Origin of the sequence: Citrobacter sp. LUTT5, assembly GCF_009905315.1 — a bacterium.
In the GTDB taxonomy this organism is placed as follows: Bacteria; Pseudomonadota; Gammaproteobacteria; order Enterobacterales; family Enterobacteriaceae; genus Citrobacter; species Citrobacter freundii.
This window is the reverse complement of sequence record NZ_CP047606.1, coordinates 4,849,170-4,872,173: the sequence shown is the minus strand read 5'-3', so window position 1 is coordinate 4,872,173 and position 23,004 is coordinate 4,849,170. Positions and strand designations below refer to the sequence as shown.

The following is a 23,004-nucleotide window of genomic DNA, read 5'->3' as shown; positions in this document are numbered from 1 at the left end:
CAATTTAGTGCATTATAGCTTTTTACATCAAAAAAGCGCGAGAAAGCAGGTTGTTAGTGGAGAAAAAAGCCCATCCTGGGATGGGCTACAGATGACTGGCAAACGCAGATGCCGGATGGCGGCTTTGCTTTATCCGGCCTACAAGGTGATGTTACCGGTAGGCCTGATAAGCTTGCGCCATCAGGCGTCTTATCATTCGCCATCGATCTCAAGCCTGCCTGAGCAGGCTAAAATTTCCACGGCAACTCAAACGATTAAACGCTGTAGTACAGCTCAAACTCTACCGGGTGCGGAGTCATACGCACACGGTCATCTTCTTCGCGACGCAGCGTAATATACGCATCGATCGCTTCATTGGTGAACACGCCGCCTGCAGTCAGGAACTCACGGTCCAGATCCAGTTCTTTCAGTGCTTCTTCCAGAGAACCAGCAACCTGTGGGATCTCTTTCGCTTCTTCCGGCGGCAGGTCGTACAGGTTTTTGTCCATGGCTTCGCCCGGGTGGATCTTGTTCTTGATACCGTCAAGACCAGCCATCAGCAGTGCTGCGAAGCACAGGTACGGGTTAGCAGCCGGGTCCGGGAAACGCACTTCAATACGACGCGCTTTCGGAGAAGCAACAACCGGAATACGGATAGAAGCAGAACGGTTACGGGCAGAGTAAGCCAGCATTACCGGCGCTTCGTAGCCTGGGACCAGACGCTTATAGGAGTTAGTGGTCGGGTTAGCCAGGGCGTTGATCGCTTTAGCGTGCTTGATTACACCGCCGATGTAGAACAGCGCCTGCTCAGACAGACCCGCATATTTGTCGCCAGAGAACAGGTTTACGCCGTTCTTGGACAGGGACATGTGGCAGTGCATACCGGAACCGTTATCACCGAACATCGGTTTTGGCATAAAGGTCGCGGTTTTACCGAAACGGTGCGCAACGTTGTGCACGACGTATTTGTAGATCTGAATTTCGTCCGCTTTTTTGGTCATGGTGTTAAAGCGGGTCGCGATTTCGTTCTGGCCAGCGGTCGCCACTTCGTGGTGATGCGCTTCAACAACCAGGCCCATCTCTTCCATGATCAGACACATGGTAGAACGGATGTCCTGAGAAGAATCTACCGGAGGAACCGGGAAGTAACCGCCTTTCACACCAGGACGGTGACCTTTGTTACCACCTTCGTATTTGGTGGAGGAGTTCCATGCGCCTTCGATGTCATCGATTGCCACGTGGGAACCGGAAATAGACGCGCCGAAACGGATGTCGTCAAACAGGAAGAATTCTGGCTCTGGCCCGAACAGAACGGTGTCTGCGATGCCGGTAGAACGCAGATACTCTTCAGCGCGTTTTGCGATGGAGCGCGGGTCGCGGTCATAGCCCTGCAGTGTACCGGGTTCCAGGATATCGCAACGGATGATCAGGGTAGACTCTTCATAGAACGGGTCGATGAGTGCAGTCGACGCATCTGGCATCAGAACCATGTCTGATTCGTTAATGCCTTTCCAGCCACCGATTGAGGAGCCGTCAAACATTTTGCCTTCTTCAAAGAATTCGGCATTTACCTGATGAGCAGGAATAGTGACGTGCTGTTCTTTACCTTTGGTATCAGTGAAGCGCAAATCAACAAACTTCACTTCGTGTTCGTTCAGCATCGTCAAAACGTGTTCAGCGGACATACTTACTCTCCCGGATTGGTCATGGTCGTCGTGGTAACGAAGTCTTCAATTCTGCAAAAAATTGGCCGTGTCGCCGTAAAAAATATAAAGCGAAATCTGTGCCAACTTTTAAATTGCCCCTAAAAGGCGTTATCATGCGCACTATCGTGCAAAGGGGCTGCACCATGAAGGTTGTATTGCACCATTATAGTGCTTTAATGTGAACATTAAGCACCATATTGGTGCAAAGCATGTCAGATTACCCCTTTTAACGCTCCGTGAATGTGATCACAAAGAAACTCTGCAATACTTGTTTGCGGAGGATGTTTGTGATCCTGTTTTGTACTGCGATTAATCCGTGTACAATAACGCGCTATTTCTAAAATGCCTGAGGCAAAGTTGTGATCGAAAATTTGCGTAACATCGCCATCATCGCGCACGTAGACCATGGTAAAACGACCCTGGTAGACAAGCTGCTCCAACAATCCGGTACGTTCGATGCACGTGCTGAAACCCAAGAGCGCGTGATGGACTCCAACGATTTGGAGAAAGAGCGTGGGATTACCATCCTCGCTAAAAACACCGCTATCAAATGGAATGACTACCGCATCAACATCGTTGATACCCCGGGGCACGCCGACTTCGGTGGTGAAGTTGAACGTGTAATGTCCATGGTCGACTCCGTGCTGCTGGTGGTGGATGCAATGGATGGTCCGATGCCGCAGACGCGCTTCGTGACCAAAAAAGCCTTTGCCCATGGCCTGAAGCCAATTGTTGTTATCAACAAAGTTGACCGTCCTGGCGCTCGTCCTGACTGGGTTGTTGATCAGGTATTCGACCTGTTCGTTAACCTCGACGCTACCGACGAACAGCTGGACTTCCCGATCGTTTACGCTTCCGCGCTGAACGGTATCGCAGGTCTGGATCACGAAGATATGGCTGAAGACATGACTCCGCTGTATCAGACCATCGTTGATCGTGTACCGGCTCCGAACGTAGACCTTGATGGCCCGCTGCAGATGCAAATCTCTCAGCTGGACTACAACAACTACGTTGGCGTAATCGGCATCGGCCGTATTAAACGCGGTAAAGTTAAACCGAACCAGCAGATCACTATCATTGATAGCGAAGGCAAAACCCGTAACGGTAAAGTCGGTAAAGTTCTGACTCATCTGGGTCTGGAACGTATCGAGAGCGATATTGCCGAAGCCGGCGATATCATCGCGATCACCGGTCTGGGCGAACTGAACATCTCCGACACCATCTGCGATCCGCAGAACGTCGAAGCGCTGCCGGCTCTGTCCGTTGATGAACCGACCGTAACCATGTTCTTCTGCGTAAACACCTCTCCGTTCTGTGGTAAAGAAGGTAAATATGTTACCTCTCGTCAGATCCTTGACCGCCTGAACAAAGAGCTGGTGCACAACGTTGCGCTGCGCGTTGAAGAAACCGAAGATGCGGATGCGTTCCGCGTATCCGGTCGTGGTGAGCTGCACCTGTCTGTTCTGATTGAAAACATGCGTCGTGAAGGTTTCGAAATGGCGGTTTCCCGTCCGAAAGTTATCTTCCGCGAAATCGATGGCCGTAAACAAGAGCCGTTCGAAAACGTAACGCTGGACGTCGAAGAGCAGCATCAGGGTTCTGTCATGCAGGCTCTGGGTGAGCGTAAAGGCGACCTGAAAAACATGAATCCAGATGGCAAAGGCCGCGTACGTCTTGACTACGTGATCCCAAGCCGTGGTCTGATCGGTTTCCGTTCAGAATTCATGACCATGACTTCCGGTACCGGTCTGCTGTACTCCACCTTCAGCCACTACGACGATGTTCGTGCGGGTGATGTGGGTCAGCGTCAGAACGGCGTACTGATCTCTAACGGCCAGGGTAAAGCAGTTGCGTTCGCACTGTTCAGCCTGCAGGACCGCGGTAAGCTGTTCCTGGGTCACGGTGCTGAAGTTTACGAAGGCCAGATCATCGGTATTCACAGCCGCTCTAACGACCTGACTGTAAACTGCCTGACCGGTAAGAAACTGACCAACATGCGTGCGTCCGGTACTGACGAAGCAACGGTTCTGGTTCCGCCGGTTAAGATGACTCTGGAGCAGGCTCTGGAATTCATCGATGACGACGAACTGGTAGAAGTTACCCCAACCTCTATCCGTATCCGTAAGCGTCACCTGACTGAAAACGATCGTCGCCGTGCAATGCGTGGCGCGAAAGAAGAGTAATTAACGCTCTTTCTCAGGTAAGCATAAAAAAGCCGCTGATTATCAGCGGCTTTTTTTATCTAAAAGATCAGGTCGTTTCCTGTTCTGCAATGACTAGCTCAATATTTTCTAAATCAAGCAATTGCTTGAATGAATTTGGTGGTTGGGAATCGGTAAAAAATGCCCGAATTTTACGCATATTACCGATGGATACAGCGGCTGAGGCAGTAAACTTAGTATGATCAGCAACTAACAGCGTATTACGTGCATGCTTAATCATCGTTTTGGCGACAAGCGCTTCGTTAACGTCAAATTCCAATAGGGTGCCGTCTTCCTCAATGGCACCAATACTAGTAATCAAATAGTCGGCTCTGAATCCTTCAATAAAGTTCACTGCTCCTGGACCAACAATACCGCCATTATGAGCACGTAGCGTTCCACCGGGCACCATGACCTCAAGATCTTGATTCTTATATAAGATCTGTGCAACACGAAGACTGTTAGTAATGATGCGGAGATCCCGGCGGTTCAGCAAAGCTCGTGCGACGGCTTCCACCGTTGTACCAATGGTAATAAATACCGTACAGCGTTCAGGAAGATAATCAGCAACCGCTTCCGCAATCGCTTCTTTTTCCTGGGTAAGGGACAACTCTCGCTGTTCAAAGGCGGTATTCATGACGCTGGATACACGTCCGGCTCCACCATGATGTCTAGTGATCAAGCCCTGTTCGCTTAATTTACGAATATCCCGGCGCACGGTTTGCGTGGACACGTCCAGCAATTGTGCGAGCTCTTCGATATTCATATAGCCGCGTTCTGTAATGTAATGAACAAGTTGATCGTGTCGCGGATTACCGGTGACTTCAATGATGCTCATGAATACTCCTGGACTTCTTCCCCGTAATTGTTGGCTATTTTACGCATAAAGTGACAAAAATGATTCGGTTTGCGCACGATTAGGAATTCCGGCTCGTCCACCCGCCTGAGTGCATTTCATCGCCGCCACCGCACTTGCGAAGCGAATCGCCTGGTCAGTCGGCATTTGCTCTGCAAGAGCTGCTGCCATTGCACCATGGAAAACATCGCCTGCACCGGTTGTATCCACAACATTGACAGAAAATGCAGTCTGTTGACACATATGCCCATTTTCGATCCATAGTGACCCTTCGCCACCAAGCGTAACGTACACTTTACCATTGGTTTGCTCAGCGGCCAGTTTAAGTGCCTGTTGTGCATCATCTTGCCCGGTCATTCTCTTCAGACCTGGAGTTGAAAAAACGGCATGATCGGCCAGCGCCACCAATGGGGTTATATCTTGTGGTGTCATATCGGCATCCAACAGCGTTGGAACTCCAGCAGCACGTGCCAGTTCGAAGGATTTCAACGTTCCTTCATGCCAACGTACATCGGCCAGAACGATGTCATAACGGGAAAAATCAATCGACTCCAGCCACCCTGCATCCATATCGAGATCTGGGCTTGGATAGTTCACGATGATGCGTTCGCCATGCTGGTCGACCAAAATTGCGGACTGGGATGAACGGGAGTTCGGGTATTGCCGGCAGAACGCCGTATTGACCCCCCAGCTCTGAAGCTCGTTAAGCAAGGTATTCCCACAACTGTCATCGCCTACACGGCCTATAAAATCAACGTCAATACCAAGCCGGGCAATGGCGACAGCTGCCGTTGCTGCCGGGCCGCCACCTGTCTCCAGATATTGATTTGACTGATATTTCCCCCCGCCATCGGGCAGGCTGTTCAGAGAATAAATACGGTCCTGAACGGTGATTCCAACACATGCAATTCTGGTCATATTTGGTTAGTCCTGTGTGATCTTGTCTTCTTTTGTTCATTTTAATGACATAAATGATCAAATTAGTGACGCGTGTCTTGTTTTTAGTCATAAATTACAAATATGCTCAAAAACAGACGAAAACGAGTTTTTAATTGTAATTATTTTGTCAACCTGAGACAGGAGAGCATTCATGACAACCGTTGCATTTTTGGGCTTGGGCCAGATGGGCAGCCCAATGGCTAATAATCTGTTGCAAAAGGGACATGCTTTGCGTGTGTTCGACGTAAACCAACAGGCAGTCAATGAATTAGTACAAAAAGGTGCGACTGCTGCTCAAACACCTGCTGAAGCCGCTAAAGGTGCCGAATTCATTATCACTATGCTGCCAAATGGCGACATCGTTCGGCAAGTTCTGCTGGGTAAAGATGGCGTAAGCGAAGGCCTGTCCCCCAAGGCATTGGTTATTGACATGTCCACGATTCATCCATTGCAGACCGATGCATTGATCCATGAGATGAAAGAGAAAGGCATCAGCATGATGGATGCCCCTGTGGGCAGGACGTCAGTTAACGCGATTGACGGCACGCTGCTGATTCTTGCTGGCGGAACGCCTGAACAGGTTGAACGTGCTCGCCCTGTGCTGATGAGTATGGGGAATGAGCTGGTGGAAGCTGGCGGTCCCGGTATGGGGATCCGCGTAAAGCTCATCAATAACTATATGAGTATTGCGCTGAACGCCTTGTCAGCGGAAGCCGCTGTTCTTTGTGAATCATTGGGTTTGAGCCTTGATGTGGCCATTAAAGTCATGAGCGGCACTGCCGCAGGCAAGGGGCACTTTACGACAACCTGGCCTGGCAAGGTACTTAAAGGAGACCTTTCTCCGGCATTCATGGTGGACCTCGCGTTGAAAGACCTGCGCATTGCCGTCGATGTCGCTAGTCAGACCGGCGCGCCGCTCAATATGGGCATTGCAGCAGAAACCTATTACACCCGTGCCAGCGAGAACGGTCGAGGCCGTCAGGACTGGAGTGCACTGTTATCTCAGGTTCGTCAGCAGGCTGGCCGACCAGATTCACTCTAAATTTTAAACAGTTACAGGAGTTATTATGTCTTCCCACAATACCCCATACACGCTGAAAGATATTTCTCGCCCTGGTGGTGGATTTGCCATGCTGGCCGTTGATCAGCGTGAAGCAATGCGCCTGATGTTTGCAGCGTCTGGACACCCTAAACCGGTTGCCGACAGTGTATTGACTGATTTTAAAGTTGCAGCAACACAAATTCTGTCTCCTTACGCTTCAGCGGTTCTGGCAGATAAACAATTTTGTCTCGATCAGATTGTCTCTCAAGGTGCAGTGGCTGATTCATGTGGACTGATTGTGGCGGCTGACCATTTTGTTCCGGGTAATGGTATTCCAGTTGATAGTGTCGAAATTGACAGAGCGATTGATCCGCATAAAGCCCGCGAAATGGGTGCGAAAGCCATGAAGTTGTTGGTGCTGTGGCGTGAAGATGAACCTGCAGAAGAACGTTTGGCTATGGTGGCTGAGTTTGTTCAACGCTGCCGTAGCGCAGGGTTGGTCAGCATCATTGAACCGGTCGTCCGACCTCCTCGTCGTGGTTGGGAATTTGACCGGGAAAGCGCCATCGTTGCCGCAGCGGCTGAACTCGGTTGCACCGATGCTGACCTCTATAAAGCTGAAATGCCATTAGGCGGCAAAGGTGATGAACAGACCCTACTTGCTGCGTGTCAAAAGTTGCATGAACAAATGAAAATGCCGTGGGTCATTCTCTCTTCTGGTGTTGATGCGGATATTTTTGGCCGCGCGGTCCGTATCGCCATGAAGGGTGGAGCTTCCGGATTCCTGGCAGGGCGTGCCGTTTGGGCATCGGTTGTTGGTGCTCAAGATCCGCAAACAATGTTGCGTGATGTGTCGGTTCCACGCTTACAACGTCTGGCAGAAATCGTCGATGAGGGGATTTCTCAGCGTTAATCACCCATTTTAATGAATCTGGAGAAGAACCATGGATAAGATTACCCAAGTTCTATTTTCTGATATTGGGAAGGTGACCACCCAATATGTTGAGCTGCCGCACCAGGAACTTAAACCGCAAGAAGTCCGTATTGCTCCGGTGTTTTACGGAATATGTGGCTCTGATCTGCATGTACTGAAAGGAGGACACCCATTTGCAAAACCTCCGGTTGTGCCTGGACATGAAATTGCGGCACGCGTAACTGAAGTGGGCTGTGAAGTAACGAATGTTAAGCCGGGCGATCATGTCGTAGTCGACCCGATAATGGCCTGCATGGAGTGCCGTGCTTGTGAAGCGGGCCGCTTTAATCTGTGTGAGCCGCCACAGGTTGCAGGCTTCCGGGCACCGGGTTTTGCCCGCTCGCAGCACATTGTACCTGCACGAAATTGCCATGTCGCACCTGCTTCGTTACCACTAAAAGCACTGGCTTTCGCTGAGCCCGCAGCCTGCGCGCGTCATTGCGTGAGCCGTATGCCGAAAGCGTCATTGGAAAGTGTACTAGTGATAGGTGCAGGGACAATAGGCTTATCCATCGTTCAAGCATTGCGCATCATGGGCGCGGGAAAGATCACCGTCATCGAACCTGATGCCGCCAAGCGCGCGTTGTCGTTAAAGCTAGGTGCCACGGAAGTCTGGGCTCCGGGGGAATTGGATGCACAGGTCCGTTTTACGGGGGCAATTGATGTTGTTGCTGCCCAGACCACGCTGAATGATGCATTTACCCACGTTTATGCTGGCGGAACGGTAGTGTGCATGGGGGTACCGAGTGGCCCACGTGAAATTCCTCTTCCGATGATGCAGCGCTTCGAACGCGATTTGTTGAATTCCGGCATGTATATCCCGGAAGACTTCGATGCCGTGATTGAATGGCTTGCGGATGGGCGGTTTGACACCAGCGAACTGGTGACCGATCTCTTCCCTGTCGAAGATGCGGATAAGGCGTTTGAACGTGCGCAGCAAAATGACTCTATAAAAGTCATGCTGCAATTTGCTGAGGTTTGATGCTGTAACCCTCTGTCTGGCGCTGCTTAAGGGTAGCGCCATCCTACAACAATGAAAAAGGATGCTGCGATGAGTCACATCACCAGTCCTACACCTTACTCGATCGGCCGTCCCCAGGACGTGATTGATATTGTTAACAAACATTCAGCAGTAAACACCAGTGTCGGCGTCATTTTTATCGCTCTTGGCGGCATTCTAATTGATGCCTATCAGGCGGCGATGGTGGGGTTTGGTAATAAATATATTGCATTGCAATTTGGTATTTCACCGGGGCTGGCGGCGACGGTTAACGCCTCTGTTTTAGTCGCCGCCCTGATTGGTGGATTACTGGCGAACCGTGTGATTAACCGCTTTGGTCAAAAGCGTGCTTTTATCATCGGAATGGGCCTGTGCACAATAGGTGCCGCAGCTGTCGCGATAGCCCCGAACATCTGGTGGGTGCTGGTGTGTCGCGTAATCATGGGATTTGGCTTGGGTATTGATTTCCCGCTGGCAACAAATGCGGTGGCAGAACTACGCGGCTCAACATCTAAGAAAACCGGTTCGTCAGTTAATCTCTGGCAAATGGCCTGGTATGTATCAACTACGGTCGTCTATCTTGTGCTGCTTCCACTGTTGTTGTCGGGTATCGCAGAAGAGCAATTATGGCGCTATGGTATTTTCATTGGTGCTATTTTTGCCGTCATTATCATGATCCTGCGTTATTTCGTCATCGGTGAGTCTGCAATGTGGGCCGCACGAGTCGGACGTTATGATAAAGCCTGCGATATTCTGGCTAAACGCTATGGTGTTCATGCTCGCGTTGCTGCCAAACCAAAAAGCGATGATTTTTCTGCTGAAAAAACAGAAAGTAAGTTTCATGGTGGTTATGGGATTTTATTTAACTCACGTTATCGCAAACGTACTATTCTCGGCTGCGTTGTGGCGACGATGCAAGCCTGGCAATATAACGCCGTGGGTGTTTATTTACCTCTGACTTTGGCGGGAATACTGAGCGGTGGATTAACTGGGGCTCTTAGCGGTTCTGCGGTAGTGAATGCCCTGTGTGGCATTACAGGTGGATTGATTGGTTCACTTATCCTCCAGCGTTTGGGTACTCGCCTTCAGTCGATGTATGGTTTCGCCGTCGTAACGATTGCATTACTTGCTTTAGGTGCATTAGCAACCACCAACCCATGGCTTTCTTTAGGTTTGTTGGGCGCAATCATTTTCTTCCATTCAGCGGGCCCGGGCGGCCTGGGAATGACCATTGCCACACTTTCTTATCCGCCATCTATTCGCCCGACCGGCGTAGGATTTGCTCGTGCCATTATGCGTACAGGGGCAATTGCCGGACTTATTTTCTGGCCTATGTTATGGGGAGCGCTAAAGACAGATGCATTCTATTGGCTGGCAGTTGTTCCTTTCCTTGGTTTCCTGACATGCGTATTGATCAAGTGGGAACCACTTGGTGCAAACGTTGACGCTGAAGACGCTGAGGTACTGGCTGAGCTGGATAAATAACAAGCAAGCGCGTCGCAAAATGTCGACGCGCTTTTTCGTATAAATCCGCCGCTTTTTTAGTGATTTTATTGCGCAGATTTCTCGCCGACCCGGAGAGGAAAATTATGGCTGAAATAGTACAGGCACAAGGGAAAGAACTATCCGGCAAAGCCATGAGGCGCGTTGTCATGGGAAGTTTCGCTGGCGCGCTGATGGAATGGTACGATTTTTTCATTTTCGGAACGGCAGCGGGGCTTATCTTCGCTCCTCTATTTTTCCCTGATAGCGATCCTTTTATTGGTCTGATCGCCGCATTCGCGACTTTTGGTGTTGGTTTCTTATCACGTCCGTTAGGGGGCATTGTTTTTGGCCACTTTGGCGATAAAGTTGGTCGCAAAATAACGTTGATTTGGACATTAGCGATTGTTGGTTCATCAACGTTTTTAATCGGCTTCATACCAACATATAAGGACATTGGTATCTGGGCTCCGATTATTTTGATGGTTTTGCGTCTGGTGCAGGGATTCGGTCTGGGTGGGGAATATGGCGGAGCCGCATTAATGACTATTGAATCTGCGCCTGAAGCAAAACGAGGATTTTTAGGTTCGCTTCCACAAACGGCAGCCTCGGTTGGGATTATGCTGGCGACAGGGGTGTTTGCAATATGTAATCACTTTCTAACCCAAGAAGAGTTTCTGGATTGGGGTTGGCGTATCCCTTTTTGGCTGTCTGCCATCATGTTAATTGTTGGGATGTTCATACGACTGCATACTGAAGAGACTCTGGACTTTAAGAAACAAAAAACGGCGGTATCGAAGAAAAAATCAGCGCCGCCGTTGATTGAACTTTTCCGTAAACATCCACGTAATATTTTATTGGCGCTTGGCGCGAGACTGGCAGAGAGCGTTTCGTCGAATATTATTAATGCGTTTGGGATTGTCTATATTTCTAGTCAGCTGGCGTTATCCAGGGATATTCCACTCAACGGTATGTTGATCGCTTCGGCAATTGGCATTGTATGTTGTCCATTAATTGGTTGGATTTCCGACCGCGTTGGGCAACGGCGGATGTATTTGTTTGGCGCTGGTTTTTGCATCCTTTTCGCATTTCCATTCTTCATGCTCCTGGATACAAAAAGCACACTCATTATTTGGTGCTGCATGATTCTTGGCTATAACCTGGGGCCAACGATGATGTTTGCAGTGCAGCCCACCTTATTTACCCGTATGTTCGGAACACGAGTGCGTTATACGGGTCTTTCATTTGCCTATCAGTTCTCAGCAATTCTGGGTGGGTTAAGCCCGCTAATTGCTTCCAGCTTGTTGGCACTGGGAGGCGGGAAACCGTGGTATGTAGCACTGTTTCTGTTTGTTATCTCAATACTTTCATTCATTTGCGTCTGGCTTATAGAGCCACATTCAGACAATAAAAATGACGCTAATAACATTTAACTTCTTACCGAAATATCAGAGAGCAATAACATGAACAATGAATTGAATACTAAGCATTATCAAGCATTACGGCGTGCTTTTGATACCGCCTGGCCGGGACCGATCGGCCAACCTATTTTGCTGGAAAAAGGACATTTACGTCTGCAAGTTTTTCCGCGTGATGGTGCCAGAATCACCTCGCTACAGGCATTTGGTTTTGAAGTGTTACGTCAATGGGAGCCACAGCGTAAAGCATTTCAGTATGGCTGCTTTCCTATGGTTCCTTGGGCAGGCCGCCTTGGCGATGCAACGTTAACAGTGGGGGAGAAACAGTACGCATTACCTGCTAACAAACCGCCCCATGCTCTACATGGTATGGCCTGTTATTCATCATGGGAAAGTGTCGAACATAAAGCGGATACCTTGAAACTGCGCATGCCACTTGGCGCTCCTTGGCCCTGGCAAGGAGAGGTCCTGCAGACGTTGACTCTTGAAGACGATGCGTTAATTCTGCGACTTGAAATTCACACCATGTCTGAAACTTTTCCGGCATCTGCTGGATGGCACCCCTGGTTTGTAAAACAACTGGGCCAGCAGAATGAAGAAGATGAATTACTGGTATGTTTTAAGGCCAACTGGCAGGAAGAAGCCGGGAATAATGAGTTACCAACAGGTAATAAAATCCCTCCGCAATCAGGTCCGTGGGATGACTGCTTTGGTTTTAATGACGGTCTCAATGTCAGATTACAGTGGCCAGGTAAGCTGAGTATGACGATGACATCGAGTGCGCAAAGTCTGGTTATCTTTGACAAACAGCCCGACGCAACATGTGTCAATCCGCTTACTCAGGCGCCAAATGCGATAAATAGGACACCGCAGTTTGTCAGTGCAGGTCTTCCGTTGGTGATTGAGTCGCGCTGGCAATTTACACAGGAATTCTGATGGCTTAGCCAATAATCCCGACAGGGACGCATAGTCAAACTTCTCCTTTCCCGCTACAGTTATTCATCCACGGCGAATAAGGAGAAGGGCATGCTCTATATCTTTGATTTGGGTAATGTGATTGTCGATATCGACTTCAACCGCGTGTTGGGCACATGGAGCGATCTAAGTCGTGTACCGTTGGCTTCGCTAAAGCAAAGTTTCACCATGGGGGAGGCTTTTCACCAGCACGAGCGAGGTGAAATAACGGATGAAGCCTTTGCCGAGGCGCTATGTCATGAGATGGCGCTGCCGCTAAGTTACGAGCAGTTCTCTCACGGCTGGCAGGCCGTTTTTGTCGCCTTGCGCCCTGAGGTCATCGACATCATGCAAAAGCTGCGTGAGCAGGGGCATCGGGTGGTCGTCTTGTCGAATACTAACCGCCTGCACACCACGTTTTGGCCGGATGAATATCCCGAGATCCGTCAGGCTGCTGACCATATTTACCTTTCCCAGGACCTGGGCATGCGTAAACCGGAAGCGCGGATTTACCAGCACGTCCTGCAGTCTGAAGGTTTTTCTGCGCACGATGCGGTCTTTTTTGACGATAACGCCGATAATATTGAAGGGGCTAACCGGTTAGGGATCACCAGTATCCAGGTCGTCGATAAAAAGACCATTCCTGACTATTTCGCGACGTTGTTATGCTAAAAAATGTTCAGCAGCAAGCCAGGCATCATACGCGTCCCGTACGAGACTGGCTGAAGCTATTATGGCAGCGGATTGATGAGGACAACATGACGACGCTGGCAGGGAATCTTGCCTACGTTTCATTGCTCTCATTAGTGCCGCTTATTGCCGTCGTATTTGCGCTTTTCGCCGCATTTCCGATGTTTTCCGACGTCAGTGTCCAGTTACGTCATTTTATTTTCGCAAACTTTATCCCGGCGACGGGAGACGTCATTCAACGTTATATCGAACAGTTTGTCGCCAACTCGAACAAAATGACGGCAGTCGGGGCATGCGGGCTGATTGTCACAGCGTTATTGTTGATGTACGCCATTGATAATGCGTTGAATACTATCTGGCGCAGTAAGCGTACTCGCCCTAAAGTTTACTCTTTCGCCGTCTACTGGATGATTTTAACGCTGGGGCCGCTGTTGGCGGGGGCCAGTCTGGCGATCAGCTCTTATCTGTTGTCATTGCGCTGGGCCAGCGATCTCAACACGGTGATTGATAACGTCCTGCGTATTTTCCCGCTGGTACTTTCCTGGCTCTCGTTCTGGCTGCTTTACAGCATTGTACCGACTACGCGTGTACCCAACCGTGATGCGGTTATTGGTGCCTTTGTGGCTGCTGTGTTGTTCGAAGCCGGAAAGAAAGGATTTGCGCTCTATATCACGATGTTCCCGTCTTATCAGCTCATTTACGGTGTTCTGGCGGTGATCCCCATTTTATTTGTCTGGGTATACTGGACCTGGTGTATCGTCTTGCTAGGCGCGGAAATAACTGTCACTCTCGGGGAATACCGCAAACTTAAACAAGCCGCAAAAGAAGAAGAAGCAGAGCAACCATGATTGCATTAATTCAGCGCGTAACCCGTGCCAGCGTCACCGTGGAGGGCGAGGTGACGGGTGAAATTGGCCCAGGACTTTTGGTCCTGTTAGGTGTCGAAAGGGATGATGACGAACAGAAAGCGAATCGCCTGTGCGAGCGTGTACTCGGTTATCGAATCTTTAGCGATACCGAAGGCAAAATGAACCTTAATGTGCAGCAATCAGGGGGGAGTGTACTGGTGGTTTCACAGTTTACGCTGGCGGCAGATACCGAGCGTGGCATGCGCCCGGGGTTTTCGAAAGGCGCAGCGCCCGAGCGTGCAGAAGCGCTATATGAGTACTTTGTTGAGCGTTGCCGCCAACAGGAAATGAATACGCAAACTGGTCGATTCGCTGCGGATATGCAGGTTTCACTGGTTAATGATGGCCCGGTGACGTTCTGGTTACAAGTATGAACCAGCTACCGGTATGGCCGCGGACAACAAGAGAGAATACGACTATGTATCACCTTCGAGTACCGCAAACAGAAGAAGAATTGGAGCGCTACTACCAGTTTCGCTGGGAGATGCTGCGTAAACCATTGCACCAGCCAAAAGGCTCCGAACGGGATGCCTGGGACGCGATGGCGCATCACCAGATGGTGGTGGACGAAGAGGGGAATCTGGTTGCGGTAGGGCGTCTGTATATCAATGCGGATAACGAAGCTTCCATACGCTTTATGGCAGTAGACCCTTCCGTGCAAGAGAAAGGGTTGGGCACGCTGATGGCGATGACTCTGGAGTCTGTGGCGCGTCAGGAAGGGGTCAAACGCGTAACCTGTAGTGCCCGTGAAGATGCGGTCGAATTTTTCGCCAAGCTCGGTTTTGTGAGTCAGGGGGAAATCACCACACCGCAAACCACGCCGGTGCGCCACTTTTTGATGATTAAGCCCATTGCGACGCTGGACGATATTCTCCATCGCGGGGACTGGTGCGGACAGCTACAACAAGCCTGGTACGAACATATTCCATTGAGTGAGAAAATGGGCGTACGCATTCAGCAGTACACTGGGCAGAAATTTATCACCACGATGCCCGAGACAGGCAATCAGAATCCGCACCATACCCTGTTTGCCGGTAGCCTGTTTTCACTGGCTACGCTAACGGGCTGGGGACTTATCTGGCTGATGCTGCGCGAGCGTCATCTGGGTGGGACAATAATCCTGGCCGACGCGCATATCCGATACAGCAGGCCGATCACCGGGAAACCAACTGCTATTGCCGATCTGGGGTCGTTGAGCGGTGACCTTGACCGCCTGGCAAGAGGTCGCAAGGCGCGCGTTCAGATGCAGGTCGGGGTGTTTGGCGATGACACACCGGGCGTCGTGTTTGAAGGTACTTACATTGTGCTACCTGCGAAACCGTTTGGCGCATATGAAGAAGGCGGTAACGAGGAAGAGTAGGTCCTCTGGCTAAAATGTAATGTTGGGTTCATTTGCTGATGTAAAATGCGGATTATGAAAATGCCATAATCCGTATTTTGATAAAAATCGCATGCTGTCGATGATTGTATTGACGGGTACCTTCCTTAATTTCAGAACTCATGAACATCCTTATTGGCCAAGCCGCCAGGCCACATCTCGCATCACATTTCGTGCCGCCGGGCTCACCCCTGCCAACTGGAAAAAACCGTGGATAACGCCGAGATAGCGTTGGCAAGAGCACTCCACGCCTTGCTCCAGGAACCGTTGATACAGGGCTTCACCCTCATCTCGCAGTGGGTCGAATTCGGCAGTAATGATGTGCGTGGGCGGTAAACCGTTGAAGTCTTTGCGCCAGAGTGGGCTGACTTCGGGATGTAATGGATCGGTTTTCGGCATATACATTTCGTAGCCCGAAAGCAGTGTATCGCGGGTGATAATGTAATCCCGTCCATTATGGTCATAGCTCGCAAAGCTGGCAGTTGCGTCCAGCATCGGGTAGATCAGCATAAGCTGTGCAGGTTGCCATTGCCTGGCAGCTTTCAGGCGTAGTGCGGTGACCAGCGCCAGGTGTCCACCTGCGCTGTCGCCAGCAAGCGTAATGTTGTCCCGGTCTACTCCCAGTTTCTGGGCATACTTCCAGATGATATTGGCCCCGGTTTCAGCATCGTTATGTGCTGCCGGGAAGGTATGCTCTGGTGCGAGGCGATACTGCACCGCAATGACCCGACAGCCGCTGTACCAGGCGAGTTGCCTTAGCTGGTTATCATGTGTGGCAAATCCACCGCTGACAAAGCAACCGCCGTGATAATAGATAACGCAGGGGAGATTTCCCGTGCTGCCCCGCGGCGAAATAACGCGAAATGCTATGGCGTCGAGTTCAATATCTTCAACCTGTACGCGGGTTTCAGTTTCTCCGGCCAGCGCCGTACTGGCAATATAGGCCGCTCTCCGGTCATCAATATTCTGCTCACGGGAAGAAGGGCGTCCCGCCGCGATAAATGCCTCAACTAACTGCGCAATCCCGCTTTCCAGTGCCATTTTTAAATACTCTTATCTGTATGGATATACAGGTTTATAACCTGGATTACTAAGAATGAAAATGGGAAAAATAGGGATGGGTATGATTTTGGAAAGCGGCTCGCAAAAGTAAAAATCGTTCGCGTGGAGGCTATTTTCTTGCTTTTTTCAGGTGTATGTTGTGTGGAAATTAATCGCTGATGATATACTGGAGGTATATATGAGTATGATGGCTGAGATGGATATGGGCAGAATTTTACTCGATTTATCAGATGAAGTGATTAAACGTCTTGATGATCTCAAGGTGCAGCGCAACCTGCCGCGAGCAGAACTTTTACGGGAGGCCGTTGAACAGTATCTTGAGAGGCAGGATCAGGCTGAAACCACAATTTCACGTGCTCTTGGGCTGTGGCAAGGCTGTGAGGAAGATGGTGTTGAATACCAGCGTAAACTCCGTGAGGAATGGTAATGGTCAAAGGATCCGCGCTTTTTGATACCAACATCCTCATCGATCTGTTTAGTGGGAGAAATGAAGCAAAACTAGCGATAGAAACATGGCCGCCGCAGAATGCAATCAGCCTCATTACATGGATGGAGGTGATGGTGGGTGCAAAAAAATACCATCAGGAAGCCCGTACTCGTGTTGCGCTAGGTGCTTTTAACGTGATCGGCGTTTCACAGGATATTGCTGAACGAAGCGTGAGTATCAGACAGGAATATGGGATGAAATTGCCGGATGCCATTATTTTGGCAACAGCACAGATTCATCGTCTTACGCTGGTTACGCGAAATACTAAGGATTTTGCAGGCCTATCCGGTGTGGTCACACCGTATACATTATAACCCGGGCGACTTACGCCGCCCGGTAGTGCGAAGAACTTACTCCCCTTCACCCGGGAACAGGAACGGGTTGATGGAGCTGCGGGCAAAGCCCTCTTGCTCCATATGCGCGTCCAGCATCAGTGAGGCGAGATCGTCGGCCACGGCTTCGACTTTCGGGTCTTTTTCCTGATAGAGAATCTTCAGGTAAGTCCCGCAGTCGCCGCAGCTTTCAGCTTTGATTGCCGCCTGTTCGTTATCCAGTGACCAGTAGTTCAAATCACGGCTCTGTTCGCAGTTGCTGCACTTCACGCGCACCACGTGCCACTCGGTTTCGCACAGGTTGCAGTGCAGATAACGCAGACCCTGGGTGGTACCGATTTGCACCATGCTGGAGACCGGCATTGAACCACACACCGGGCAGTACTGACGCTGTTCACCGTATTCCGCACGGGCTTTGCCGGGGATCAGGCTTGCCATCTGCGCCCAGTAGAGCGACAGGGCAGCCCAAATGAACGGTGCTTTGTCGCTGCTGACGGAGGCAAAATCAGAGGCAAACAGCGCGCTGGCCATTAGCTCCAGTTCTTGCTCTGAGGCTTTTTCCAGATTCTCGATCACCGCTAACGCGGGACCGCTCATCTCTGGCTTCAGCTCAGCAATCAACGACTGCAGCAGCTTTTGCCAGTGCTTGTCGCGTGGCAGGACGTGGATATCCAGCGGCGGTTTGCCCTGATCGTTCGCTTCTTTGATGCGCGCGGTCAGATCCATCTGCAGCGGATGGTCGTACAGCACCACTTCCTGCGCGTGGGCGATCAGCGCGGCAAAGCGCAGGTAGTCGCCCAGCGGGTTGTTCTCGGCCAGCTCGCGCAGGCGCTCAGCGCGGCGGTTATACAAATTTTTGAGTCTGGGGAATAATAACGGCGGAATCATATCCGCCGTGCGTTTCTCGCTCTTCTCCAGCTCATCTTGCGGGATTATGCGAATACTCATTCAGATGACTTTTCCTGTTTCTGGCGGACTTCACGGTACCAGCGCGGGTGATGTTTCTTCGCCCATGAGCTGGTAACCCATCCTTCCACCATCGCGGTAATGGTGCCTTTCACCCAAAGGGCGGCGTAAATGTGCACCATGATAACCACAATTAGCGCTACTGCGGCAAATGAATGCAGCATTAACGCGAATCGGATCACCGGGATTGAGAAAGCAGGTGCAAAATACGGACGCCAGATGACCACTCCGCTCACCAGCAACAGGACCAGGAAGATAATCGCCGCCCAGAATACGCATTTCTGGCCGAAGTTATAACGTCCCGTGTCACCTACTTCCTCGTTGACGACAATCTTACGAATATTCTTCGCCCAAAAGATATCATCCCGATTGATTAGATTGTGGTGCCAGTAACGGAAAAACATGATGATAAACGAGGCAAACATGATCACGCCGACAAACGGGTGCACAATTCGCGCCAGTTGCGGTGTGCCCATGATGTGCATCAGCCAGTTAAAAGACGGGAAGAGAAAGCCCATCCCGCTCACTGCCGCCAGAATGAAGCAGAAGGCGGTGATCCAGTGGTTGATGCGTTCCGGCGCCGTGTAGCGCACGATGGTGTCACGTCGTTTCATTTGCGCACCTCGTCTTTTTCTTCATGCAGGTTGTCTTCTTCCTCTTCCGCGCGGTTCGGGCCTACACCGACGTAGTGGAAGATACTGGCCGCAAATGTCGCTGCAAAGCCGACGGCTGCGAGAGGTTTCCAGATGCCTTTCCAGAATTTCACGGTGGCGCTGATTTCCGGGTTCTCCGGCAGGCCGTGATACAGATTCGGCTTGTCAGCATGGTGCAATACGTACATGACGTGCGTACCGCCAACGCCTGCCGGATCGTACAGACCCGCGTTTTCGTAACCACGCGTTTTCAGCTCCGCCACACGCTCGCCTGCCAGCGTTTTCATCGACTCTTTAGTACCGAAATGAATCGCGCCGGTTGGGCAGGTTTTCACGCAGGCCGGTTCTTGCCCGACCACGACACGGTCAACGCACAGCGTACATTTGTAGACGCGGTTGTCTTCCGGGTTGAGGCGCGGCACGTCGAACGGACAGCCTGCGATACAGTAGCCACAGCCGATACACTGCTCGGACTGGAAGTCGACGATACCGTTGGCATACTGAATGATTGCACCTTCAGCCGGACACGCCTTCAGGCAGCCCGGATCGGCACAGTGCATACAGCCATCCTTGCGGATAAGCCACTCCAGTTTGTCGTTCTGTTCCACTTCCGAGAAGCGCATTACCGTCCAGGATTTAGCAGTCAAATCAGCTGGGTTGTCGTACACCCCAACGTTGTTGCCCACTTCATCACGGATGTCGTTCCATTCAGAACACGCCACCTGACACGCTTTACAGCCGATACAGGTGGTGACGTCGATAAGCTTCGCCACCTCTTCCTGATGGTCCCGCGCCTGAGGCGCGGGGGTGAAACCGTTAGTGGCGGAACGACGAATGATGTCTTGCGATTGATAAGCCATAGGTCGTCTCCGTTACACCTTTTCCACGTTCACGAGGAAGGACTTAAATTCCGGCGTCTGCGTGTTCGCATCACCGACGAATGGCGTTAACGTGTTAGCGATAAAGCCTTTTTTCGCCACACCTTCGTAGCCCCAGTGAATCGGAATACCGATGGTGTCGATATCCTGACCGTTGGCCTTCAGCGTGCGAATACGTTTAGTCACCACTGCTTTGGCTTTAATGTAGCCGCGGTTAGAGGAGACTTTGACGGTATCGCCATGAGAGATACCGAGCTTATTCGCCAGCTTCTCGCCAATTTCCACAAACTGTTCCGGCTGTGCGATGGCATTGAGCAGCGCATGCTTGGTCCAGTAGTGGAAGTGCTCGGTCAGACGATAGGTCGTGCCGACGTACGGGAATTTATCTGCTTTACCCAGTGCTTCCGCGTCACCTTTAAAGATGCGCGCGGCAGGGTTAGAGATAACGTTCGGGTGCAGCGGGTTAGTCCCCAGCGGCGTTTCAAACGGCTCGTAGTGTTCCGGGAACGGACCTTCCGCCATCTTATCGATAGCAAACAGGCGTCCCATCCCTTCAGGCTGCATGATGAAAGGCCCAACGTTGCTGCCAGGTGCGGCGGCGCTGTAGTCCGGAATATCCATCCCGCTCCATTTCGCTCCATCCCATTTCAGGATCTGACGTTTTGGATCCCACGGATTCCCCTGCGGATCAGCGGAAGCGCGGTTATACAGAATGCGTCGGTTGAGCGGCCACGCCCATGCCCAGCCCAGCGTGTTGCCAAGGCCTGATGGGTCGGCGTTATCACGACGTGCCATCTGGTTGCCTTCCGGCGTCCAGCTACCGGCAAAAATCCAGCAGCCGCTGGAAGTGGTGCCATCGTCACGCAGTTGGGCGAACGAGCTAAGCTGTTGGCCTTTCTTGACGATGACTGCACCTGTTGCCGGGTCGGTAATGTCGGCCAGCGCTTTACCGTTGCTCTCCATCGCCACTTCTTCCGAAGCCGGTTCGTGTGGTGTGGAGTAGTTCCAGGTCATGCTCAGCACCTGTTCCGGGTTCGCGCCACCCTGCTCGGCATACATCTTGCGCATGCGCAGGAAGATACCGGCGAGGATTTCACCATCGGTAACGGCAATCCCCGGGGCATCCGCGCCTTTCCAGTGCCACTGCAGCCAGCGACCGGAGTTAACGATAGAACCGTTCTCTTCGGCGAAGCAGGTGGACGGCAGACGGAATACTTCGGTCTGGATTTTCGACGGATCCACATCGTTCGACTCACCGTGGTTCTGCCAGAAGGTAGACGTTTCGGTGTTGAGCGGGTCGATGGTGACCAGGAATTTCAGTTTGGACAGTGAAGCCACGACTTTGTTTTTATTCGGGAATGACGCGACCGGGTTAAAGCCCTGGCAGATATAGCCATTCACTTTGCCCTGGTTCATCATCTCGAAGTACTGCAGCACGTCGTACCCTTTATCCCACTTCGGCAGCAAGTCGAAGCCCCAGCTGTTTTCCGCTGTCGCTTTATCGCCAAAGAAGGCTTTCATCATCGAAACGAAGAATTTCGGGTAGTTACCCCAGTAGTTCACCTGACCTTCCAGCAACGGTTTTGGCGTGTTGGCGGCAAGGTAGGTTTGCAGGTCAGTCTGTTTTTCGCTCGGCAGCGTCATATAGCCAGGCAGGCTTTGTGACAGCAGGCCTAAGTCGGTCAGACCCTGAATGTTGGAGTGACCGCGCAGGGCGTTAACACCGCCGCCGGCCATCCCCATGTTGCCAAGCAGCAACTGGATCATCGCCATGGTACGGATGTTCTGCGCACCTACGGAGTGTTGTGTCCAGCCAAGGGCGTACAGGAACGACGCGGTTTTATCTTTGGCACTGGTTTCTGCGATGTACTCACAGACCTTCAGGAAGTCAGCCTTTGGCGTACCGCAGATATTTTCTACAACGTCCGGCGTATAGCGGGAGACGTGCTGTTTCAGCAGGTTCCACACGCAGCGCGGGTGTTGCAGGGTGACATCGCGTTTGGCGAAGCCTTTTTCATCCAGCTCGTAGTTCCAGCTGGTTTTGTCATACTTGCGTTTGTCCGCGTCGTAGCCAGTGAACAGGCCATCTTCGAAACCGTAATCTTCACGCACGATCAGGCTGGCGTTGGTATAGGCTTCAGTGTATTCGCGGTTGAATTTTTCGTTGTTCAGCAGGTACAGCAAGACGCCTGACAGGAAAGCAATGTCAGTACCGGAACGAATCGGCGCATAGAAATCAGCCACCGCTGCGGTTCGCGTAAAGCGCGGATCGATCACAATCAGCTTCGCGCCGTTGTGAATTTTAGCTTCCATCGCCCAGCGGAATCCGACCGGGTGGGCTTCAGCGGCGTTACCGCCCATCACCACAACGAGGTTGGCGTTTTTAATGTCGACCCAGTGGTTGGTCATCGCACCGCGACCAAATGTTGGAGCAAGACTTGCTACCGTTGGTCCGTGTCAGACGCGTGCCTGGTTGTCGACCGCGAGCATACCGAGCGCGCGGGAGAATTTTTGCGTTAAATAGCCGGTTTCGTTACTGGAAGCGGAAGCACACAGCATCCCAGTGGAAAGCCAGCGGTTAACGGTTACGCCTTCGGCGTTTTGTGCAACGTAGTTTGCGTCGCGATCTTCTTTCATCAGTTTAGCGATGCGGTCAAATGCCTCATCCCAGCTAATCTGTTGCCACTTATCAGAGCCTGGTGCGCGGTATTCCGGGAATTTCAGGCGACTTTCGGAGTGGATGAAGTCCACAAGTCCTGCCCCTTTCGGGCACAGCGCGCCACGGTTTACCGGGTGATCCGGGTCCCCTTCGATATGGAAGATGGATGCTTTGGCGTTTTTTGCTCCGTCACCGAGACTGTACATTAACAGTCCACAGCCAACGGAACAGTAAGTGCAGGTGTTACGGGTTTCGCGGGTACGCAGCAGTTTATATTGCCGTGTTTCCGCGAGCGCTACGCCGGGTGCAAAACCCAGTGCCGCTGCCGTGGTGCCTGCCATACCGCCAGCGCAGATCTTAAAGAACTGCCTTCTGCTGACCTGCATGGTTTGCTCCTTTTTCGACATTGTCACGTTCCCTTCACTTTTCCGTTACTCGAGC

21 protein-coding genes are annotated in these 23,004 nt (G+C 51.4%); 13 read left to right on the top strand and 8 right to left on the bottom strand.

Annotated features, from left to right (window positions below; all coding sequences use genetic code 11):
* Nucleotides 1-254: 254 nt before the first annotated feature.
* The gene (gene glnA, locus GUC46_RS23150; RefSeq protein ID WP_003028638.1) at nt 255-1,664 is read right to left on the bottom strand and encodes a glutamate--ammonia ligase; all 1,410 of its coding nucleotides are present in this window, start codon (nt 1,662-1,664) and stop codon (nt 255-257) included.
* Nucleotides 1,665-2,044: 380 nt separating this feature from the next.
* On the opposite strand from glnA, the gene typA reads away from it, so the two are divergent.
* The gene (gene typA / locus GUC46_RS23145; protein ID WP_003028641.1) at nt 2,045-3,868 is read left to right on the top strand and encodes a ribosome-dependent GTPase TypA; all 1,824 of its coding nucleotides are present in this window, start codon (nt 2,045-2,047) and stop codon (nt 3,866-3,868) included.
* Nucleotides 3,869-3,935: 67 nt separating this feature from the next.
* Here typA and GUC46_RS23140 read toward each other — a convergent pair whose 3' ends face one another.
* Nucleotides 3,936-4,724, bottom strand: coding sequence for a DeoR/GlpR family DNA-binding transcription regulator (locus GUC46_RS23140; protein ID WP_008786989.1), 789 nt, complete (start codon nt 4,722-4,724; stop codon nt 3,936-3,938).
* A gap of 39 nt (nt 4,725-4,763) precedes the next feature.
* Nucleotides 4,764-5,660, bottom strand: coding sequence for a sugar kinase (locus GUC46_RS23135; protein ID WP_044714722.1), 897 nt, complete (start codon nt 5,658-5,660; stop codon nt 4,764-4,766).
* Nucleotides 5,661-5,832: 172 nt separating this feature from the next.
* Here GUC46_RS23135 and yihU point away from each other — a divergent pair, with 172 nt between their 5' ends.
* The 10 genes from yihU (at nt 5,833) to fabY (ending at nt 15,508) form a co-directional block, all read left to right on the top strand.
* Nucleotides 5,833-6,723 (top strand): sulfolactaldehyde 3-reductase, encoded by an 891-nt coding sequence (yihU, locus tag GUC46_RS23130; RefSeq protein ID WP_044714720.1) that lies wholly within the window; start codon nt 5,833-5,835, stop codon nt 6,721-6,723.
* Between the two features lie 25 nt (nt 6,724-6,748).
* The gene (locus GUC46_RS23125) at nt 6,749-7,636 is read left to right on the top strand and encodes an aldolase (protein WP_008786992.1); all 888 of its coding nucleotides are present in this window, start codon (nt 6,749-6,751) and stop codon (nt 7,634-7,636) included.
* Between the two features lie 31 nt (nt 7,637-7,667).
* Nucleotides 7,668-8,678, top strand: coding sequence for an L-threonine dehydrogenase (locus tag GUC46_RS23120; protein WP_044714715.1), 1,011 nt, complete (start codon nt 7,668-7,670; stop codon nt 8,676-8,678).
* Nucleotides 8,679-8,747: 69 nt separating this feature from the next.
* Nucleotides 8,748-10,181: an MFS transporter gene (locus GUC46_RS23115; protein ID WP_102191200.1), complete on the top strand. Its 1,434-nt coding sequence runs from the start codon at nt 8,748-8,750 to the stop codon at nt 10,179-10,181.
* 104 nt (nt 10,182-10,285) lie between these two features.
* On the top strand, nt 10,286-11,611 hold the full coding sequence (locus GUC46_RS23110; RefSeq protein ID WP_003840433.1) for an MFS transporter: 1,326 nt from the start codon (nt 10,286-10,288) through the stop codon (nt 11,609-11,611).
* 30 nt (nt 11,612-11,641) lie between these two features.
* On the top strand, nt 11,642-12,532 hold the full coding sequence (locus GUC46_RS23105; protein ID WP_049003224.1) for an aldose epimerase: 891 nt from the start codon (nt 11,642-11,644) through the stop codon (nt 12,530-12,532).
* 90 nt (nt 12,533-12,622) lie between these two features.
* The gene (gene yihX / locus GUC46_RS23100) at nt 12,623-13,222 is read left to right on the top strand and encodes a glucose-1-phosphatase (RefSeq protein WP_016151258.1); all 600 of its coding nucleotides are present in this window, start codon (nt 12,623-12,625) and stop codon (nt 13,220-13,222) included.
* Nucleotides 13,216-14,088 carry a virulence factor BrkB family protein gene (locus tag GUC46_RS23095; protein ID WP_003028669.1) on the top strand — a complete coding sequence of 291 codons (873 nt, stop codon included), beginning with the start codon at nt 13,216-13,218 and terminating at the stop codon, nt 14,086-14,088. The genes yihX and GUC46_RS23095 overlap by 7 nt, the downstream gene beginning before the upstream one ends.
* Nucleotides 14,085-14,522: a D-aminoacyl-tRNA deacylase gene (gene dtd, locus GUC46_RS23090; RefSeq protein WP_044714708.1), complete on the top strand. Its 438-nt coding sequence runs from the start codon at nt 14,085-14,087 to the stop codon at nt 14,520-14,522. The genes GUC46_RS23095 and dtd overlap by 4 nt, the downstream gene beginning before the upstream one ends.
* Nucleotides 14,523-14,566: 44 nt before the next feature.
* Complete coding sequence (gene fabY / locus GUC46_RS23085) at nt 14,567-15,508, top strand: fatty acid biosynthesis protein FabY (protein WP_003825286.1); 942 nt, start codon at nt 14,567-14,569, stop codon at nt 15,506-15,508.
* 150 nt (nt 15,509-15,658) lie between these two features.
* Here fabY and GUC46_RS23080 read toward each other — a convergent pair whose 3' ends face one another.
* Complete coding sequence (locus GUC46_RS23080; protein WP_003840443.1) at nt 15,659-16,567, bottom strand: alpha/beta hydrolase; 909 nt, start codon at nt 16,565-16,567, stop codon at nt 15,659-15,661.
* A gap of 205 nt (nt 16,568-16,772) precedes the next feature.
* Here GUC46_RS23080 and GUC46_RS23075 point away from each other — a divergent pair, with 205 nt between their 5' ends.
* Together GUC46_RS23075 and GUC46_RS23070 are read left to right on the top strand one after the other, a co-directional pair.
* Nucleotides 16,773-17,015 (top strand): CopG family transcriptional regulator, encoded by a 243-nt coding sequence (locus tag GUC46_RS23075; RefSeq protein WP_161805918.1) that lies wholly within the window; start codon nt 16,773-16,775, stop codon nt 17,013-17,015.
* Nucleotides 17,015-17,389 carry a type II toxin-antitoxin system VapC family toxin gene (locus GUC46_RS23070; protein WP_003028682.1) on the top strand — a complete coding sequence of 125 codons (375 nt, stop codon included), beginning with the start codon at nt 17,015-17,017 and terminating at the stop codon, nt 17,387-17,389. The genes GUC46_RS23075 and GUC46_RS23070 overlap by 1 nt, the downstream gene beginning before the upstream one ends.
* Nucleotides 17,390-17,425: 36 nt before the next feature.
* Here GUC46_RS23070 and fdhE read toward each other — a convergent pair whose 3' ends face one another.
* From fdhE to fdnG, 4 genes are read right to left on the bottom strand one after another with little or no spacing between them, the layout of a single operon-like run.
* On the bottom strand, nt 17,426-18,355 hold the full coding sequence (gene fdhE / locus GUC46_RS23065) for a formate dehydrogenase accessory protein FdhE (RefSeq protein ID WP_003028685.1): 930 nt from the start codon (nt 18,353-18,355) through the stop codon (nt 17,426-17,428).
* Nucleotides 18,352-18,987, bottom strand: coding sequence for a formate dehydrogenase cytochrome b556 subunit (fdoI, locus tag GUC46_RS23060; RefSeq protein WP_003028686.1), 636 nt, complete (start codon nt 18,985-18,987; stop codon nt 18,352-18,354). Before fdoI ends, fdhE begins: the two co-directional genes overlap by 4 nt.
* Entirely contained in the window at nt 18,984-19,886 is a 903-nt protein-coding gene (gene fdoH, locus GUC46_RS23055; RefSeq protein ID WP_003028691.1) for a formate dehydrogenase O subunit beta, read from the bottom strand. Before fdoH ends, fdoI begins: the two co-directional genes overlap by 4 nt.
* Nucleotides 19,887-19,898: 12 nt before the next feature.
* Nucleotides 19,899-22,949, bottom strand: a complete 3,051-nt coding sequence (fdnG, locus tag GUC46_RS23050) for a formate dehydrogenase-N subunit alpha (RefSeq protein ID WP_085951592.1) — start codon at nt 22,947-22,949, stop codon at nt 19,899-19,901.
* Nucleotides 22,950-23,004: the final 55 nt, after the last annotated feature.